This is a genomic window from Caballeronia udeis, from assembly GCF_044909315.1.
Lineage (GTDB): Bacteria > Pseudomonadota > Gammaproteobacteria > Burkholderiales > Burkholderiaceae > Caballeronia > Caballeronia udeis_A.
Window position 1 is genome coordinate 39,840 of sequence record NZ_JBIYEB010000039.1, and the last position, 18,871, is coordinate 58,710.

General features: G+C 59.4%; 15 protein-coding genes and 1 pseudogene. 9 read left to right on the forward strand and 7 right to left on the reverse strand.

All coding sequences use genetic code 11. From position 1 onward, the window contains the following. Window positions 1-22: 22 nt before the first annotated feature. The 5 genes from ABH944_RS39420 to ABH944_RS39440 are packed head-to-tail and all read left to right on the forward strand — an operon-like array spanning window position 23 to window position 5,543. Window positions 23-859, forward strand: coding sequence for an ABC transporter permease (locus tag ABH944_RS39420; protein ID WP_404613722.1), 837 nt, complete (start codon window positions 23-25; stop codon window positions 857-859). Then, window positions 856-1,710: an ABC transporter permease gene (locus ABH944_RS39425; RefSeq protein ID WP_404613721.1), complete on the forward strand. Its 855-nt coding sequence runs from the start codon at window positions 856-858 to the stop codon at window positions 1,708-1,710. The genes ABH944_RS39420 and ABH944_RS39425 overlap by 4 nt, the downstream gene beginning before the upstream one ends. A gap of 14 nt (window positions 1,711-1,724) precedes the next feature. Next, window positions 1,725-2,906 (forward strand): ABC transporter ATP-binding protein, encoded by a 1,182-nt coding sequence (locus ABH944_RS39430; RefSeq protein WP_404613719.1) that lies wholly within the window; start codon window positions 1,725-1,727, stop codon window positions 2,904-2,906. Window positions 2,907-2,939: 33 nt separating this feature from the next. After that, complete coding sequence (locus tag ABH944_RS39435) at window positions 2,940-4,364, forward strand: FAD-binding oxidoreductase (RefSeq protein ID WP_404613717.1); 1,425 nt, start codon at window positions 2,940-2,942, stop codon at window positions 4,362-4,364. After that, a complete protein-coding gene (locus ABH944_RS39440; RefSeq protein ID WP_404613715.1) occupies window positions 4,365-5,543 on the forward strand; it encodes an alpha-hydroxy acid oxidase in 1,179 nt (392 codons plus the stop codon). Here the strand turns inward: ABH944_RS39440 and ABH944_RS39445 are convergent. The 3 genes from ABH944_RS39445 to ABH944_RS39455 all read right to left on the reverse strand — a co-directional run bounded on the left by ABH944_RS39445 (window position 5,538) and on the right by ABH944_RS39455 (window position 8,549). Beyond that, window positions 5,538-6,467, reverse strand: a complete 930-nt coding sequence (locus ABH944_RS39445) for an electron transfer flavoprotein subunit alpha/FixB family protein (protein ID WP_404613713.1) — start codon at window positions 6,465-6,467, stop codon at window positions 5,538-5,540. The two genes, ABH944_RS39440 and ABH944_RS39445, sit on opposite strands and share 6 nt — an antisense overlap. Further along, window positions 6,468-7,217: an electron transfer flavoprotein subunit beta/FixA family protein gene (locus tag ABH944_RS39450; RefSeq protein WP_404613711.1), complete on the reverse strand. Its 750-nt coding sequence runs from the start codon at window positions 7,215-7,217 to the stop codon at window positions 6,468-6,470. 144 nt (window positions 7,218-7,361) lie between these two features. Next, on the reverse strand, window positions 7,362-8,549 hold the full coding sequence (locus tag ABH944_RS39455) for an NAD(P)/FAD-dependent oxidoreductase (RefSeq protein WP_404613709.1): 1,188 nt from the start codon (window positions 8,547-8,549) through the stop codon (window positions 7,362-7,364). An 845-nt stretch (window positions 8,550-9,394) separates the two neighbouring features. Between ABH944_RS39455 and ABH944_RS39460 the strand changes: the two genes are divergently transcribed. From ABH944_RS39460 to ABH944_RS39470, 3 genes and pseudogenes are all read left to right on the forward strand, one after another. Further along, window positions 9,395-10,528 (forward strand): substrate-binding domain-containing protein, encoded by a 1,134-nt coding sequence (locus ABH944_RS39460; RefSeq protein WP_404613707.1) that lies wholly within the window; start codon window positions 9,395-9,397, stop codon window positions 10,526-10,528. Further along, window positions 10,525-13,347 carry an ATP-binding protein gene (locus ABH944_RS39465; RefSeq protein ID WP_404613705.1) on the forward strand — a complete coding sequence of 941 codons (2,823 nt, stop codon included), beginning with the start codon at window positions 10,525-10,527 and terminating at the stop codon, window positions 13,345-13,347. The genes ABH944_RS39460 and ABH944_RS39465 overlap by 4 nt, the downstream gene beginning before the upstream one ends. A gap of 51 nt (window positions 13,348-13,398) precedes the next feature. Beyond that, window positions 13,399-13,542 (forward strand): annotated as a pseudogene (locus tag ABH944_RS39470) (IS6 family transposase); the annotation flags it as partial. Here the strand turns inward: ABH944_RS39470 and ABH944_RS39475 are convergent. Together ABH944_RS39475 and ABH944_RS39480 are read right to left on the reverse strand one after the other, a co-directional pair. Further along, a complete protein-coding gene (locus ABH944_RS39475) occupies window positions 13,482-13,658 on the reverse strand; it encodes a hypothetical protein (RefSeq protein WP_404613781.1) in 177 nt (58 codons plus the stop codon). The pseudogene ABH944_RS39470 and the gene ABH944_RS39475 sit on opposite strands and share 61 nt — an antisense overlap. Before the next feature lie 154 nt (window positions 13,659-13,812). Beyond that, window positions 13,813-15,402, reverse strand: a complete 1,590-nt coding sequence (locus ABH944_RS39480; protein ID WP_404613703.1) for an alpha-amylase family glycosyl hydrolase — start codon at window positions 15,400-15,402, stop codon at window positions 13,813-13,815. A 49-nt stretch (window positions 15,403-15,451) separates the two neighbouring features. On the opposite strand from ABH944_RS39480, the gene ABH944_RS39485 reads away from it, so the two are divergent. Further along, window positions 15,452-17,116 carry an alpha-amylase family protein gene (locus tag ABH944_RS39485; protein WP_404613701.1) on the forward strand — a complete coding sequence of 555 codons (1,665 nt, stop codon included), beginning with the start codon at window positions 15,452-15,454 and terminating at the stop codon, window positions 17,114-17,116. A 231-nt stretch (window positions 17,117-17,347) separates the two neighbouring features. Here ABH944_RS39485 and ABH944_RS39490 read toward each other — a convergent pair whose 3' ends face one another. Together ABH944_RS39490 and ABH944_RS39495 are read right to left on the reverse strand one after the other, a co-directional pair. Then, window positions 17,348-17,905 (reverse strand): flavin reductase family protein, encoded by a 558-nt coding sequence (locus ABH944_RS39490; RefSeq protein WP_404613699.1) that lies wholly within the window; start codon window positions 17,903-17,905, stop codon window positions 17,348-17,350. A 53-nt stretch (window positions 17,906-17,958) separates the two neighbouring features. After that, the gene (locus ABH944_RS39495; protein ID WP_404613697.1) at window positions 17,959-18,807 is read right to left on the reverse strand and encodes an SDR family oxidoreductase; all 849 of its coding nucleotides are present in this window, start codon (window positions 18,805-18,807) and stop codon (window positions 17,959-17,961) included. Window positions 18,808-18,871 lie beyond the last annotated feature (64 nt).

Genomic DNA, 18,871 nt, shown 5'->3' on the forward strand with positions numbered 1-18,871 from the left:
GGGTTTGGATTAAGGAGGGGTGATGAAATCACGTGTTGACGGACTGCTGTACGTCGGGCCCGCGACGGTATTCCTGTTTTTCGTATTGTTCGTCCCGCTCGCCTATGTCGTCTACACGAGCTTCTGGATTGCGGGCGGCCCCTCGTTGTCGGCGTACCAACGGCTCCTGGGCAGCGAGTTGTTTCTTCGCACCCTCTGGTCAACGTTCGAAATCAGCATTACCGCGTCGGTGGCCAGTCTGCTGCTGGGTTACCCCATTGCGATGCATCTGGCGAAGCAAACACCGCGCAAGCGCGCCATCTACATGGTGCTGGTACTTGTACCCTTCTGGACAAGCATTCTGGTCAAGAGCTATGCCTTCACCATCCTGCTGGGCCGGGACGGACTTGTGAACCAGTTGCTATCGGCGGCGTTTCACTCCCGGGTGCAACTGCCCATGCTATTCAACCGGTTCGGCGTGATGGTAGGGATGACGAACTACCTGATCCCGTTCATTGTGTTTCCGGTCCTCGCGAGTCTTCTATCGATTGACAAGTCGTTGTATCGGGCGTCTGAAATCATGGGCGCGAAGCCGCCGCGTATCTTCTTTCGCATTACGTTGCCGTTGAGTCTTCCGGGAGTGGCGGCGGCAACATTGAGCACGACCGTGATGTCGATGGGATTCTTCGTCATACCGGCGCTCCTGGGAGGGCGTAAGGACGCGATGATGTCGAACCTCGTTGACTTCTATACGCGGGAGACGATGGACTGGAACATGGCGTCCGCTATAGGGGTGATTCTCCTCGCAATCGTCACGTTGGCAGCGATGGGCGTTGACCAGTTTCAGCGCCGCGACGCGAAGAAAAGGGTGATGGCATGACAACATCTGTTGATTTGGCTCTTCCGACCGCCGCGGCCACGGGAAAGGTTGTCGATAACCAGGAACGGCGGTATGTACGACTTCGTAACGTCATAGCGTTTGCGGTTTATGCGTTCATCCTTGTGCCGACCCTGATTGTCATTCCGATTTCGTTTGGAGGGAGCGGCGAACTGACCTTTCCGCCGCGCGTCTGGTCGCTTGAGCTGTATGGACAGTTATTTAGCTCGTCTTCGTGGATGGGTCCAATTCTGCAGAGCCTCAAGGTCGCCGGGTTGACGATGATCGTCTCTGTACTGATTGGCGTCCCGGCTTCGTACGGCCTCGTGCGGTTCGACTTCCCCGGAAAGAGGTTGGTGATGCTGCTTCTCATGAGCCCAATCCTTGTGCCCGTCATCGTGATCTCGCTCGGGTTGTACCTTTATTTATCGAGACTCCATCTGGTCGGGACAACGGCGGGTCTAGTCGTCAGTCATGTTGCGTACGTGACACCGTTCATGATGATGACCGTGATGGCCGGCGTAAAAAAGCTGGACCCCGCTCTTGAGTTCGCGACGACCATCATGGGTGCGAATCGCAGGGCGGTTTTTTCCAAGGTTGTGTTGCCGCAATTGACACCATCGATTTTCGCCGGTGCATTGTTCGCGTTCCTCGTGTCATTTGATGAAGTCGTCATCGCGTGGTTTCTCACAAGTCCGACGACGACGACTCTGCCGGTCAAGATGTACAGCAGCATTCAGTGGGATATTTCACCGGTAATCGCGGCGGTGTCAGCCCTTCTTACGGTGCTCTCGCTCGTGTTTTGTTGTGTTTCCGTGTTCCTGCAGCCCGCAGCATCCGAGTCGTCACATTGAGGTCGGAGAAAAGCATGTCACACGTACTGCTCGAGAAAAATGGGCGATCTTCGGCCCAGACGAATCCATCAGTCAACGGAAATTCGAACACCATGCCGACCTCGATGGACGCCGCCGGGAACATGATTGTCTTCCGCGGTATCAGCAAGAGCTACGGGAATTCGGTAGCGTTGCATACCATTGATCTCACGGTGCGCAAAGGCGAGTTCCTTAGCTTACTGGGCCCGAGCGGCTCGGGCAAAAGTACCATTCTTAACATCATCGCCGGGGCCGTGGCGCCTTCCACAGGAAGCATCGTCCTGGACGGGAAGGACGTGTCGACGGTCCCGCCGCGTGAACGCGGACTGGGCATGGTCTTTCAGAACTATGCCTTGCTGCCGCATCTGAACGTATTTGACAACGTTGCGTTTCCGCTGCGCATCCGGGGCGTCGGCAAGTCGGAGATTCAACAACGTGTTCGTAGCGCGCTGGAACGGGTCGGCCTGACAGGCTACGAGAACCGGAAGCCACGGGAGATGTCAGGTGGTCAGCAACAGCGGGTTGGCATTGCTCGTTGCATTGTCTACTCCCCGTCAGTCATCCTGATGGATGAGCCGCTGGGCGCACTGGACAAGAAGCTCCGTGACCAGCTTCAAGGTGAAATCAAGCGCTTGCACCGCGACTTGGGCACGACGCTCGTGTACGTTACGCACGATCAGGAAGAAGCACTGAATCTATCCGACCGCGTATGTCTGATGAACGGCGGCAGCATTGTGCAACTCGGTACGCCCGATGAGCTTTACTTCGAACCGACCAGTGAGTTTGTTGCGGACTTCGTCGGCGAATCCAATCTGCTCGAAGGCGTGGTTCAATCAAATGACACGGTCCTGGTAAATGCCGACTGGGCGCTTAAAGTCCGGACCACCGAGGGGCATGCCCTTGGGTCAAAGGTGAAGGTACTCGTGCGCCCGGAAAAGATTTCGGTATTCGAGGGCGAAGAATCGGTAGCGTCAGACGCTGATGGCGTGAATGAGTGCACGGGTGTCATTTCCCAGATTTCGTTTGTCGGCGGCATGACGAGGTTCGAGTTGACTACCTCCACGGGCTCGACGCTCCTGGTAAAGACAATTTCCGCGCGAGCTGCCGAGCGCTCGCCAATGGGGCACCCGCTTACCGTTCGCTGGTCGGCGCGCGATAGCGCGGTTCTGAAAAAATAACCCGATATGAATTCAAGTAGCCTGGTTGCTGCAATGAGGACGTTGGTGGGGAACGCCAACGTGATGGACACACCGTCCGACATGGAGCCGCATCTGATTGACTGGCGCAAGCGTCATTCTGGAAAGGCTGCCTGTGTCGTGTTTCCCCGAACGACAGAGCAAGTGTCGAAGGTGCTCGCATGGTGTAACGACAACGCCGTCAAGGTGTTTCCGCAGGGCGGCAACACCAGTGTGTGCGGTGGCTCAGTGCCGGACAACAGCGGCCAGAGCGTGCTCCTGAACATGCGCAAGATGAATCGCATCGTCGAGTTGAACCCTCGGAACAATTCGATGACCGTCGAGGCGGGGTGCGTGCTTGCGGACATACAGGCCGCGGCGCTGGAAGCGGACCGCCTGTTCCCGCTGACGCTCGGTGCAGAGGGTTCCTGCCAGATCGGAGGAAACATTGCGACGAACGCGGGCGGCACAAATGTGCTCCGTTTCGGAAATACCCGTGACCTGATTCTGGGTATTGAGGTGGTCCTTGCCGATGGTCGAATCTGGAACGGTTTGCGCTCGTTGAGAAAGAACAATAGCGGTTATGACCTGAAGAACCTGTTTATCGGCTCGGAGGGGACGCTTGGGGTTGTTACGGCGGCGACTCTGAAGCTATTTCCACGCCCACACGCGGTTGCCACGGCCATGCTGGGAGTGGCAACCGTTTCTGCTGCGGTCGATGCAGGCCTCAAGCTACAAGCCGCATTCCCGGGTGAACTTGTCGGCCTCGAACTGATTTCGCAAAGCGAGTTCGACATTTCGCTGCGACATGCTGCCAATACGAGAAACCCCTTTCAGAAGACTCCAAGTTGGACTGTCCTCGTTGAACTCGCCGCAGCGACTGGAACAAGTGAATCTCTCGCTGACAAGTTGACGGATGCACTGAGCGACTCATTCAGCGATGGCGTGGTCCAGGACGCTGTCATTGCCTCAAGCGAGCAGCAGCGCGAAGACATCTGGCGTATCCGGCATAGCGTCACCGAGGCGAACGGCCGCGAAGGTATGGGGCTCACTCATGACATCGCTGTGCCCACATACCGGATTCCGGATTTCGTCGAGCTTGCGGGTCTTGCGCTCGCGGAACACTACCCGGCGGCTGTGCCTGTCGTTGTCGGGCACATGGGAGACGGGAACCTTCACTACATCGCGATGTTCAAGCACGAATACTGGGCGAGCGTCGAGGACAAGGCTGCCGTGCAACTGAAACTTAGCCATCTTCTCTATGACATCGCGGCCGAAATGGGGGGTACTTTCAGCGCCGAACATGGAATTGGCTCGCTGCACGTTTCGGAGATGGGCGTATACAAAGATGCGGCCGAAATTGCCCTGATGCAAGAATTCAAGCAACTCCTCGACCCAAGGGACACGATGAATCCAGGTCGTGTGCTGCCTGAAGTAGCTGCCGCATTGCGGACCGGCTGAATGGCGTTCTCCAACATCGCGGACTATCGTTCTGCTGCGAAGCGGTTCCTCCCGGGTTTTGCATTCAGTTACCTTGAGGGTGGGGCGGAAGATGAGATAACCATGCGGCGCAACCGGCTCGCTTTTGAGCGTGTCATGCTTGCGCCGCGGGTGTTGGTTGACGTCACCTCTGTCAACACGAAGGTGACGCTCGCTGACACCATGGCGGCCTGGCCAGCGGTCGTCGGCCCCACAGGTCTAAATGGACTTTACCGCCACGAGGCTGAGGAGACATTGGCTCGGTCCGCCTGTGCAGCCGGCCTGCCATTCGTGCTGTCGACCGCATCCACGAGTCTCCTTGAAGACGTCCGGAAGGCGTCAGATGGAGATCTTTGGCTGCAACTCTACGTACAGCAAGACCGACGAATCGCCGAAGACATGATGGCGCGTGCCAAAGCCTCCGGTTTCTCGACGCTTCTGCTGACGGTCGACACACCGGTTACCGGCCAGCGCGACCACTACGCGAGGACCGGTCTCACGCTACCGCTTCGGTGGACCTCAAAGCTGTTGTGGGACATTGCTACTCATCCACGCTGGACTGCAACGGTCGGCGTGCATGGGGTTCCCGAACTGGTCAACCTTGCCCGCAGTGCTCGACTGGGTCCCGGGATTGAAGCACAGGCTGCAGCTCTGAGCCGTCAAATGGATATGTCGCTTAACTGGAGCGACCTTGCCTGGGTGCGCCGTCACTGGCCAGGGAAGCTACTCGTCAAAGGCATACAAACTGTCGCCGACGCGGCAATGGCTTCGCGACATTGTGTCGATGGCGTGGTGCTCTCGAACCATGGTGGCCGCCAACTCGATGGAGCGCTCAGCTCGCTCGAAATACTCGCGGACACGGTGTCCTCCACCCCGAGCGGGTTCATTGTCCTGATTGATGGTGGAATCCGTCGCGGAAGTGACATTGCCAAAGCGGTGGCGCTTGGCGGCCACGGCGTGCTGCTGGGGCGTGCCCCGCTTTACGGCCTCGCCGCGTCCGGCATGAGCGGGGTAAGTGACGTTCTTTCCATGCTGAGGAATGAACTGGAAATATGCTTGCGGCTTCTTGGCTGTCCCAACATCGCGTCGCTTGATGCGAGTTACCTCGCTGGTACGCGTGATTCGCGTGCCAGGGAGGTTTATACCGGTGAGCGCTTATAACGACTGTGTCAACGCGGGTAGGGCCTCGAACAGGTCGCCGACGAGACCGTAGTCGGCAACCCCAAAGATAGGAGCGTCAGCATCTTTATTGATTGCGACGATGACCTTTGAGTCTTTCATACCGGCCAGATGCTGGATGGCGCCCGAAATGCCGACAGCGACGTAGAGTTCCGGCGCAACGATTTTCCCGGTCTGGCCGACTTGCCAGTCGTTCGGTGCGTAGCCCGAATCGACTGCTGCCCGAGAGGCGCCGACGGCGGCACCGAGCTTCTCCGCCAAGGGGTCGAGAAGGGCGAAGTTCTCCTTGCTGCCCAGACCGCGACCACCTGATACAACGACGCGCGCCGCAGTGAGTTCAGGCCGGTCACTCGTTGCGACTTCGCGGCGGATGAAAGTTGACAGGCCGGAATCAGCGACAGGCGGTGCCGTTTCGATAGCCGCATTCCCACCCTCGGCTTGGGCTGCATCGAACGCCGTCGTACGAACGGTCGCGACTATCACCGGGTCGGCCGATTGCACGGTTGCGATAGCGTTCCCAGCATAGACGGGACGCTGAAACGTGTCGTCGGACTCGATAGCGATGACGTCGGAAATCTGCGACGCATCGAGCTTCGCTGCCACACGCGGCGCAGTGTTCCTGCCGGCAGCGGTGGCGGGGAAGAAGATATGCGAGTAGCTACTTGCGAGGGCCAGCACCTGTGCAGCTACATTCTCCGCCAAGCCGTCCGCGAACTGGGGCGCATCGGCGAGGATGACCTTGTCCACACCGGCGACCTTGCTCGCCGCTTCTGCTGCGGATTGTGCGCCGCTGCCAGCGACGAGGACGTGGACGCCATTCGAGAGCTGCTTTGCGGCGGCAATGGTATGAAGCGTCGAGCTCTTGATTTGAGCGTTATCGTGTTCGGCAATAACAAGCGTCGTCATTTAAATCACCTTTGCTTCGGTTTTCAGTTTCGCGACGAGAGTTGCAACGTCCGGGACCATCACGCCTGCCTTGCGTACTGGAGGTTCAACGACCTTCACCGTTTTGAGACGCGGAGACGGGTCAATACCAAAGTCGGAGGGTTTGACCACCTCAATCGGCTTCTTCTTTGCCTTCATGATGTTCGGTAAGGTCACGTAGCGCGGCTCGTTCAGGCGAAGGTCCGTGGTCACAATCGCCGGCAGACACAACGAAATGACTTCAAGGCCGCCGTCGACTTCGCGCGTCACAATGGCGGTGCCATCATTGATTTCGATGTTGCTGGCGAAGGTGGCTTGCGGCCAATCGAGGAGAGCGGCGAGGAGTTGGCCCGTCTGGCCCGCGTCGTCGTCGATTGCCTGTTTGCCGAGGATGACCAGTTGAGGTTGCTCTTTTTCAACGACTGCCTTGAGAAGCTTTGCTACGGCAAGTGGTTGCAATTCTGCGTCCGTCTCGGCCAGCACCCCGCGGTCCGCGCCGATAGCCAGTGCTGTCCGCAGGGTCTCCTGGCATTGCGACAGGCCGCAAGAGACGGCGATGACCTCACTAGCCTTGCCGGCTTCCTTCAGACGCGTCGCCGCTTCCACGGCGATTTCATCGAAGGGATTCATGGACATCTTGACGTTGCCGATGTCCACGCCGCTTTCGTCGGCCTTTACCCGGACCTTCACGTTGTAGTCCACCACGCGCTTTACCGCAGTGATCACTTTCATCTAATCTTTCCTCATCATTTCAGTCGTTTATCCTGATGCCGAACGGTTCGATAGTCACGAGCACTGCCAGCTTGAGCGTTGCGCCAGGGTTCTATCGGAACCGATGCAATGGAGTGCACATCGATTGCAGACATGGTTTTGACCTCAGGACACCGCGCCGAGACCGTATTTGCCGGTCAACAGCTCGCCGGTCGTAAAGCGATCGATGGAGTACGGCTTGAGCGACACATCGGTCGGCAGGCCGAGCGCTTCCTGCGCAAGCACTCGTCCGACTGTCGGCGAAAGTTTGAAGCCGTGACCGGAGAAGCCGTAGCCGACTACTAATCCTTCAATTCCGGGCAACTTGCCGAGAACGGGGTTCCAGTCCGGCGTCACGTCGTAGACGCCCGTCCACGACGAAGCAATGCCTGCGGTCTCGTATTTTGGGAAGCGCTCTGCGACCTGGGCGCCGACTTCGATGACGTAGTCCATCGGAATGTCGCCTTGCTCCACTTCGGTCGTGTTTAGCTTTTCACCCGCCACGCCTTCGCTGACGAGCATCTGGCTGCCGCCGTAGCTGCGGTAATAGAGCATGCCCGGCGACGCGAGGTCTTTGAAAACAGGCATCGAGAAAGTGTACTTTGCAGCCTCGCATTCGAGCGCCAGCACGGCGTGGCGCTCGGGCATGACGGGAAGCGATTTGCCGGTCCAGCCAGCCAGTTCCGGCGTCCAGATGTTCTGGGTGCTGATGACCATCGATGTTTTAAAGTCGCCAATGCTGGTGGAAACGCCGACGACCTTGCCGTTTTCGATAAGAATCTTGTTAACAGAAGCGTTCTCGCGGATGGTCACACCCCCGCGACGTGCCGCACGGGCGGGGCTGGTAGCCACAAGGTAGGCGTCAGCAAACCCGGCTTCGGGCTCGTAGCCGATCAGGACAGCATCGCCGAACTGTGCGATGGGAAGCGGTTCGCGAGCCTGCGGTGGGTCGAGCAGTTCGAGCGGAATGCCTTGATCTTTCTGCTGGTTCAGGGACGCCCGGAGCGGCTCGAGCTTGTCGCCCTCAGCTGCGGCAATCATGTAGCCACATTTGACCAGTCCGCACGACGCTTCGTCGTCTTCCAGATAGGACGCGAAGTTGTTGAAGACGGCCCACGATTTGCGAGCCAACTCGACGTTTTCCTTTACCGAGTAATGGGTTCGCAAAATGCCAGATGATTGTGACGTCGTTCCGGCCCCGATCGTGCCACGGTCGAGTACGAGTACGTTTTTCGCACCTAGCCTCGCAAGCTGAAATGCTACTGAACTACCGATAACGCCGGCCCCAATCACAACCACATCATATGTATTCACGTTCAGCTTCCTTTTGAGCAAGGTGTGAGTGAAGTGTGATGCTGCAAAAACGAGGGTCCGGAAATATAAGCGGATACGATTTTTAGCAGAAGCGCCTGTCAGGATGCGGGCCTTCCAGTGATGGATTTCTCATAGGCTTTCCGGACCAACGACCGGGGATTACGCGGGCGCAGGTTCGGGCTTTCAGCGCGGTATCCGCTGGCAAAGTGGGCACATCATCAACGCTTATCTAAAAGATAAGAGTCTGTAGTGGAAGGCGTCTGCTGTTTTTTGCATGGATAGTCTCTATCGACGGTCACACCGTTACGCCGAACTCACCCTCAAGCGGGCGACCATCGCAATCGCCGTGTCTCGCTGAGAACAGACGATTGTCGGGATGCCGGTTGTCAAAGGGCGGTGGGGGTTTTGTCACTCCAGTCTTCTATGTCCCTCAGTCGTTTGACGCCGGTTACAGGCTGGTCAATGACGCGGGTAAACTAGGGGAGACTTTCGAGGTGGCTCGCCACAAAGTTGGTCTCCCGGACCAACTCGAGCTCCCGACGGAATCATTCGGGCACGCTGTCGAGATCGTGCTTAAGGATTGCGAACTTGGAGACGCTGGATGGTACGGTATCGAATCAACGTCCAGCTTCTTCAGGTGCAATATCGCGGCCCGACGGTTCCTGCGATCTCGCAGGCGGATCGCAATCGGCTCATCACTCGCCGCCGGGCCGCCGTCCGCTGGGCCGGCGCATGACCGCGGACATGCGGCCAGCGGAGAGTAGTATCGTGTTTGCAGGGTCCCCTGCGGGGCATTTCGCTACGTCTTCAGTGGCGCCCAATCAACGGGATCCGTGGGGAACAGCATGAGGGGCTTGCTTCTGGCGTGGGCATGCGCGTGTATGCCGTCGGTTGCTGCGGCGCAGGGGTTGTTGCCTGCCCCCGTGCCTGAGGACCCGGTTGCCGTGAGGAACTATCTGGACCAGGCGAAGCGCGTCGTCGACGCTGCGGCGCAACCGGCTGCACCTTGGAACGGACCACGTGACGGGCCACGCGCGCAACGTGCGAAACGCATCGCCATCGTCGCCGAGGATCTGCGCAACGGTGGAGTCCTTGGTGTGGTCGACGGTGTGCTGGAGGCCGCCAGAGTCGTCGGCTGGAGCACCAGGATATTCGACACCGCGGGCACGCCGGAACTGCGGCTGAAGATGCTGGCGAATGCGCTGGAGAGCCATCCGGACGGTCTGGTTATCGTTGGTGGCGACGCGCGTGCCGTGCTGCCTGGGCTGCGACCCTTTTCCGAGCGAAGCATTCCGATTGTCGGCTGGCACGTCGCGGCCAAGGCTGGTGCGGTGCCTGGTACACCTGTGGCGATGAACGTCTCGACGGATCCACTTGAGGTCGCGCGCGTGACCGCGCTGGCGGCCATCGCGGAGTCCGGCGGACGTGCAAGAGTCATCATCTTCACCGACAGCGGTTACCGGCTTCCACAGGAGAAGGCGGACGCAATGGCCGCCGTCGTGCGTGCGTGTAGCGGCTGCACCTTGCTCGAAATGCGTGACGTACCCATCTCGCGCAGCCAGGAACTGATGCCCGGCATAACGCGCAGCTTGCTCGCGCGTTACGGCAGACGCTGGACGCATGCGTTGGCAATCAACGACATCTACTTTGACTACGCCGCCCCTGTGCTGACCCAGGCTGGATTGCCGAACACCGCCATGGCGATGCTGTCGGCCGGCGACGGGAGCGAGTCCGCCTTCCTGCGCATCCGGGCGCGCACATTCCAGACGGGTACGGTGGCTGAGCCCCTGAATTTGCACGGCTGGCAGCTGGTTGATGAGATGAACAGACTCCTAGCAGGGGAAAGTGTCACGGGTTACGTGTTTCCGGTGCATCTCGTGACGGCGGACAACATCGCCGCGGACGGCGGCGATCGTCTGCTCTACGATCCCGCCAACGGCTATCGCGACATCTATCGCCGCATTTGGGAACGCCCTTGAAACTCACTTTTCCACACTCGCTTACAGCCCAGTGCGCGCTCGTGGTCTCCTGCCTCGCCGCCTTGGTAGTCGCGGTCGGTGCCACCAGCCTTTACTCATTGGACCGTTCGGCGCACGCGCTTCGCCTGTTGGCCGACGATCGGCTGGCGCGCCTGGAGGATGCACAGGATCTGGCGCAGCACACCCTGATGATCGAGCGTCTGGCGCTGCAGTTGTCCAGTGACGATACGGTCGACGCCGTAGGCGAGACGCATCGGCACATCCTCGAACAGTTGGCGTCCTTCGACCGTTTGGTGGGGCGTCTCGCCTCGGCGACTGCGCGCGACGACCCGGGTGGCGACACTCTGGCGCTGCATCGATCGAGCCAGCGCTTTCGCAACACGGTCAACGTCGAGGCTCAGGTGCGCGAGACCGCGCTGCGCGAGCGTGCCGTGGCCTCGTCCACGCCCCGGCCCGGGGCGTCACTCGCCAGCCTCGACGATGATTTGCTCAGCCAGGCCGGCGCCTTGGCCGTCGCGGCACGCCAACAGTCGGACTACCTGACGCGCGACTATCGCCAGGCGGTTCAAGATCTGGCAGAAAGCTCGGACCGCACGCGCGCATGGGTGGGCGCAGAAGTCGCGCTGAGCCTGCTGCTTACCTGGCTGATAACCCGCGTATTTCTCGGTCGTCATGTCGTGGCACGGCTGCGCCGGGTGAGCCACACGCTGCGGCACGGTGACGTGGAGAGCGCGCAGACCGGCCTCCCGGTGCAGGGGGACGACGAGATTGCCGACATGGCGCGCGCAGTCGAGCAGTTCCTTGAAGACCGGCGCCAGCGCGGGAAAGCCGAGGACGAGCTAAAGCAGCTCAACGCTGAACTGGAGTCCCGCGTCGCGCAGCGGACGGCCGAACTCAGCAGGGCGCTTGCCGGCCGGACGGCGGAGATCGTCGAACGCAAGCGCGCCGAAGATGCCGCGCGGGCAAGCGAGTGCTTCCTGAGCAGTATTATCGAAAACATCCCGGATACGATCTTCGTCAAGGAGGCGGCGACCCTGCACTTCGTGCGCTTTAACAAGGCCGCAGAACAACTGCTCGGCTACAGACGTGAGGAACTCATCGGCAGATCCGTTCATGACCTGTTTCCCGTGCATGAAGCTGATTTCTTCACGCGGGAAGATCGTACCGTGCTGGATGCGCGGGAAATGGTCGACGTGCCGGAGGAGCAGGTCCATACGCGCCACGGCGTGCGCTTCGTGCATACGATGAAGATCCCGATCCCGGATGCGCGTGGCGAGCCGCAGTTCCTGCTCGGCATCTCGCGCGACATTACCGAGCAAAAGCGTGCCGATGAGGAACTGCGGCGCTATCGCGAGCGACTCGAAGAGATGGTCCTCGAACGAACAGCCGAATTGGCCGTCGCAAAGGAACACGCCGATGCGGCCAACCAGGCCAAGAGCGACTTTCTCGCGCACATGAGCCACGAGCTGCGCACGCCGTTGAACGGGATTCTGGGTTACGCGCAGATCCTTGGCCGCGATAAGAGCCTCGACCAACGACAGATCGACGGGATCCGGGTGATCCAGCGCAGCGGCGAACACCTGCTTACGCTCATCAACGACATCCTGGATATGGCTAAAATCGAGGCCGGGAAGATGGAGCTCAACCTCTCCGACATTGCACTCGACCGGTTCATCCATTTCATTGCCGAGACGATCCGGGTGAGGGCTACGGAAAAGGGGCTTGCCTTCGCCTGCGAGATGGCCCCCGATCTGCCCGCGGGCGTGCGCGTCGACGAAAAACGGCTGCGCCAGGTACTGCTCAATCTGCTCTCCAATGCAATTACATTTACCGAAGAAGGGAGCGTGCGTCTGCGCGTCGGTTTCCTGCCGCCGGCGCGACTGCTTTTCGAGGTAGAGGACACAGGCATCGGCATAGACGATGTGCATCTGCAGGCAATCTTCCGGCCTTTCGAACAGGTGAGCGACACTCGCCACCGGTTGGGAGGCACGGGGCTGGGCCTTGCCATCAGCCAGCAGCTCTCGCGTCTGATGGGCGGCGAGATCCATGTCACGAGCCGCCGCGGCGCTGGTAGCGCCTTCTCATTCGAGCTGAGCGCGCCGGTGGTGACGCCTCATGCGGCTGCTGCCCCACTGGAGCCGACGATAGGTGGCTACAAGGGAGCGCGCAAGACCGTCCTTGTCGTGGATGACGTGGCGGAAAACCGCGCCGTCGCGCTCGATATGCTCAGCCAACTTGGATTTGACATGGCGGAGGCCGGCAACGGCCTGGAAGCTCTCGAGAAAGTCAAATCCCTGCGGCCGGCGCTCGTCCTGATGGACATTGTGATGCCTGGCATGGATGGGCTCGAGACCATACGCCGCCTGCGCCAGATGCCGGAGTTCCAGGATCTGCCCGTCGTCGCAGTCTCCGCCGGCGCCTCCGGGGCCGATGCGGCGCAAAGCCTGGCGGCCGGTGCGAATGCCTTTCTGCCTAAACCGATCGACTTCAATGGGCTGTTATCAAAGGTCGCAGCCCTCCTGAATATCGAATGGAGCGACGAGAGTCGCCAGGCGGAAGTCGCCGGACCAAGTGACGCGGCAGCACTCGTTGCCGATCCTTCCATTGAGACCTTGATCGCGCCGCCGCCGGAGGAAATCGAAGCGCTGCATCATCTGGCGCGACTCGGCGACATGAAAGCGATCGCGAAGCACGCCACGCAGCTGCCCGAACTCGACGAGCGCTACCGTCCTTTCGCCGAACATCTTTCACAGCTTGCAAAGGATTACCGGTCCAAGGCAATCCTCAGCTTTGTCGAGCGATATCTGACAGGGAGGTAAGTCCAGTGAGACAGGCGTCAGGTTGTTGGGCCGGCCGCTTAAAATAGAGTGATGAAGAAATCTAAATCGCCGTATCACGGTCACCGCTTTCCGGGCGCAGTTATCAGTTGCGCAGTTCGCTGGTATTTTCGATTTCAGTTGAGCTTGCGCGACATAGAAGAGCTGCTTTTGAATTGCTCGTTATCGGCGAGGTACAGGTAGCCAAAATTCTGGATCGGAAGGTCGGGAACAGCCGGGTCATCGCCAAGGTTTTTGTGGAAGTTCTTAACGTATTCGGCAGCATACTGCGCGATATGTACGTTGATTTTCACTCGCGAACTGCTGGCGCATGCAGTTATTGCTGGTGGCCGTCGAGGTCCACTGATAGGTCGGATCGCGCTCAACAAGGAGGATGCTGTCAATGAAATCCCTGTTGTTTGCGAGGTACCACGCCACTGCGGAGCCCATGCTGGCTTCAGGCACATGCTAAGCCGGTTTCGACGCACGAATCACGATGCCTTCGTCGCCGGCGAGCAGCAAGCTGGGTCCTTCGATCCGCTCGCCCTCGTGACATCCCGTGGTCGACAACACCAGGGTCCCCTGAGGTACTTCCACCTGTGCATCCGCACCGGCCATGTTTAAAGCGATGAAAAACCGGTGGTCTCCCAGGTGGCGTTCATAGGTCAATACGCTCCCGCTGGATACAACGCGCTCAATCGCGCCTTCCACCAACGCCGGTTCGCTTCCGCGCAATGCAAGCAAGCGTCGATAAAACATCAGCATCGACGATGGTTTGCTATCCTGATCAACGACATTGATGCCATCGCCACCGCTTATTGGTAACCACGGCACACCGCTTGAAAAGCCGGCGTTCGGCGATCCATCCCATTGCATGGGCGTTCGTTCCGGGTCGCGACCCTGACCGATGCCGGGTTGTCGCAGCTCGGCAGGATCCTGCACGCGATCGGGCGGGATCGTCCCATCGGTCATGCCGATTTCATCGCCGTAGTAGAGCGTGGGCGTGCCGCGCAGGGTGAGCAACAACATCGCGGCGACTCGCGCCTGGCGCACGCCGATGCGCGACGCGACACGCGGGTTGTCGTGATTGCCGAGCACCCAGTTCGGCCACGCATGCAAAGGAAGCGCATGGTCGTATTCGGACACGATCCGCGCAATCTCCGTTGCATTCCAGGGCGCGCTGATCAGTTGAAAGTTGAACGGCATGTTTGCGCCGTCGCCATTCGGCCCGTAGTAGCTGACAAGTTGAGGCACGGGCAAATAAATCTCGCCGATAAGTACGCGCTCGCCGTATTCGTCGAGCGTCGCGCGCATCGACCGGACGATGTCATGGACTTCGGGCTGATCTTCCGTATAGGTTTGCAGCTGCCGATGATGATCGGGCTCACCGGCCTTGAACTGCGGATTCGGCGGATTGTCGCGGAAGAGGGCGTCCTTGATCAGCAACCAGAGCACATCGACGCGAAAGCCATCGACGCCCCGATCCAGCCAGAACCGCATGACGCAGTCCATTGCCGTGCGTACGTCGGCATTGCGCCAGTTTAGATCGGGCTGTTCACGCAGAAACGCGTGATAGTAATATTGGCCGGTGAGGCGGTCCCATTCCCACGCCGAACCGCCCATGCGGCTCAGCCAGTTGTTCGGTGGTCCTCCATCGGGCGCGGGATCGCGCCACAGATACCAGTCGCGCTTTGGGTTATCGCGTGATGAGCGGCTCTCCGTGAACCACGGATGTTTATCGGAAGAATGATTGGGAACAAAATCGAGCAAGACCTTCAGGCCCAGTTCATGCGCATGTGTCACGAGCCGGTCGAAGTCGTCGAGCGTTCCGAACATCGGCGCGATGGCGCAATAGTCGGCGACGTCGTAGCCGAAGTCGACCATCGGCGACGGGTAGACCGGCGAGATCCATAGGGCGTCTGCGCCAAGCGCTCTGAGGTAGTGCAGACGCGCCGTGATGCCCGCAAGATCGCCGATGCCGTCGCCGTTTTCGTCCTGAAAAGATCGCGGATAGACCTGGTAGATCACGGCTCGCTGCCACCACGCCAATTCTGACATTTCCGTTCCTCGAATGACTGCACAGGTTGCACCTAACGAGCAGACTTATATGCTAAACGATCTCTGGTACAAGAATGCAATCGTCTATTGCCTCTCGGTCGGCACATTCATGGACGCAAACGGCGACGGCGTCGGGGACTTCCAGGGCCTTATCCGTCGCCTTGATTATCTGCAAGGCCTTGGCATTACCACGATCTGGCTGATGCCGTTCCAGCCGTCTCCCGGCCTTGATGCCGGATACGATATCTCGGACTACTACAACGTCGATCCCCGCTATGGCACGCTAGGCGATTTCGCCGAGTTTGCGCATGCCTGCCATCAACGCGGCCTGCGAGTCATGATCGATCTAGTGGTCAACCACACGTCCGATCAGCACGCATGGTTCCGCGAAGCACGTAGCGATCCTGACTCGAAATATCGCGACTGGTATGTGTGGTCCGACAAAAAACCGCGCAATGCCCAGGACGGAATCGTGTTCCCAGGCGTTCAGAAGTCGACGTGGACGTATGACAAGCAGGCCGCGCTTTGGTACTTTCATCGTTTCTACGATTTTCAACCGGACCTCAATACGGCCAACCCGCATGTGCAGGCGGAGATACTCAAGGTGATGGGCTTCTGGATTCAACTTGGCGTGTCGGGGTTCCGGATGGACGCCGTGCCCTTCGTGATATCGACGAAGGGCGCCAAGGTCGGGAAACCGGTCGAGCAGTACAACATGCTGCGCACGTTCCGAGAGTTCTTGCAGTGGCGCAAGGGGGACGCGATCATCCTCGCGGAGGCGAACGTCTTGCCTGATACCGACCTGGAGTATTTCGGCGATGACGGCGAGCGTCTCCAGATGATGTTCAATTTCCAGGTCAACCAGAATACGTTCTACACGTTGGCGAGCGCCGATACGGCACCGCTGAAGAAGGCGCTGCTGGCGACCAGGCCGCGGCCGGCAACGGCGCAATGGGGGGTGTTCCTGCGCAACCACGATGAACTTGATCTCGGCCGCCTGAGCCCTGAGCAACGCGCCACCGTATTCGCTGCCTTCGGTCCGGATCCGGATATGCAGCTATACGAGAGGGGCATCCGCAGAAGGATTGCGCCAATGCTCTCCGGCGACCGGCGTCGTCTTGAACTCGCTTACAGCTTGATGCTAACGTTGCCGGGGACCCCTGTATTCCGATACGGCGATGAAATCGGCATGGGTGACGATCTGCGCCTGCCTGAACGTGAATGCGCCCGCACGCCGATGCAGTGGTCCACCGAGCCACATGGAGGTTTTACCAAGCACGCGCGGCCTGTCGCGCGAGTCATTTCAGGTGGTCCGTACGGTTACGAACGGGTCAATGTGGCCGACCAGCGGCGCGATCCCAATTCGTTCCTGAACTGGACGGAACGCCTGATCCGCATGCGTCGAGAGGTCCCGGAGATCAGTTGGGGCGACTTCGCGGTTTTACGCGCTTCCCGCAACGATGTGCTCGCACTGCGCTACGACTGGCGTAACAATTCGGTTTTGTGCCTGCATAACTTCAGCGCTGAGGCGTGCACGGTGAAGTTCAAGTCGGGTTGTGCGAATCCCGGCGAGGACATCCTCATCAATCTCCTATCCGACGATCATAGTCAAGTGGCCCCCGACGGCCGTCATAGCGTCGTTCTCGAGCCTTATGGGTATCGGTGGTATCGCATTGGCGGGCTCGATTACTTGCTCAAGCGCAGCGAAGTGTAGTGTGCGCGATGTCATCGTTCTCAGTCCGGAGCAGGTGGCCAGGAGCTGACGCAAGGTCTGCCGGCGAACGCATTTGGAACGCGCTTGGAAAACCAGGCATGTATTCGGGGTTACGGATGTTGAAGGCAAAGACGGCCAGATAACTTCGGTGCAAGGCGCACGACCACGTGACGAGCCCGTTGAGAGCGTGGTCGTGGTCGTGTGGTCCGATTTGTCTCCCGAGTGGTTTCCCTAATCCATCAAATAACGCCAATGCACCATGCGCTCGCGCAGGTCCAGGGTCTCGCCATCCGCGACAAATCTGCCGTCACCCTGATGATGAATCAGGCGGCGCTCCGGGCGGCTCTCGTCGACCACGATCCGCTTCACCTCAAGGACAAACATGTTGTAGCGGCTGACCATCGACTGATCGACAACCGTACACTCAAGGTTCGCGAAGCACTCCATAATCGACGGGGCATCCACACGCCTGGAAGGCATCGTGGTGAGACCGAACTTCTCGAACTTGTCGAGTTGTGCGCCGGAGCAATTGCCGACATCGACCACGGTCTGCGCGAGATCGATCGTCGGGACCGCGATCACGCACTCGCCGAGTTCCCGCAGGGCGCTAAAGCTGTGATCCCATGGCCCTAGCACCGCGCCGATCAGGGCCGGCTCATGTTGCATCATCATGTGAAAGCCCATCGTCATCACGTTAGGCGTGCCGTCGCGAGCGCGTGTCGTCACCATGACGATAGGGCCGGATTCGAGCAGCCGGTAAGCCTTTTCGCTCGCCATTTCCTTGAACATTGGATTTCTCCGGTAAAGCAGCGCTCATCGCTGGGCGCTGCCTGCTTTTGACGTTACTCGACGAAGTCCGTTGCTTCGGATGAACCTTTCCACGCATCAAGGTCGCGTTGGACCGCCGCGGCTTTTTGTGCCGCCAGTTCGTTGGCGATCTTGCCGGCGAACAGATGCAACGGTGGTTCGGCAACATCCACGGCTTGCATGATCAGCATGGCCAGCTTGTCCGGATCGCCGGCCTGATGACCGTGCAGCGTGCCAAGGTGAAGATCGAGCGACGCTTTGGCTTCGGTGTAGTCATCAATCTGCCGTTTGGCCACTGCCAGCGCGCCGCTCGACAGAAACTCCGTGCGTACCGGCCCGGGATACACCACCGTTGCCTTGATGCCGAACTCGGCCACCTCGGCCGCGAGCGACTCCGTCAGGCCGGCGAGTGCAAACTTGCTCGCCACATAGCTGCCCCAGCCCGCGTAGCCGCCCTGGTAACCGACGATCGAGGCAATGTTGACCACATGCCCGCCGCGCTGCTTGCGCAGATGCGGGAGCGCGTGCCGCAGCACCATCAGCGGCGCGAACAGGTTGACTTCGAAGTTTTGCCGAAGCTCGTCGTCCGAGAGGCCTTCGACGGTTCCCTGTTGGGCGTATCCGGCGTTATTGACGATCACATCGATCTCGCCGAAAGCCTTGATGGTTTGCGCGATGGCGGACCGCACGCTCTGGTCGTTGGTCAGATCGACTTGCAGAGGAAGAAACTGCCCTGAGGCCGGGCCGATTGCATCCGTCAGCGACGCCACGGTTCGCGAGGTCGCGGCGACGCGATCGCCACGCGCGAGGAGTTGCCGTACGAGCCGTTGGCCGACACCTTTCGATGCGCCCGTGACGAACCAGATTTTTGTAGATTTGCTCATGATGATTTCCTTTATAAATAAGTAATGCGAATTTAAATGAATGCCACGGTTCAAAAGAATTTGA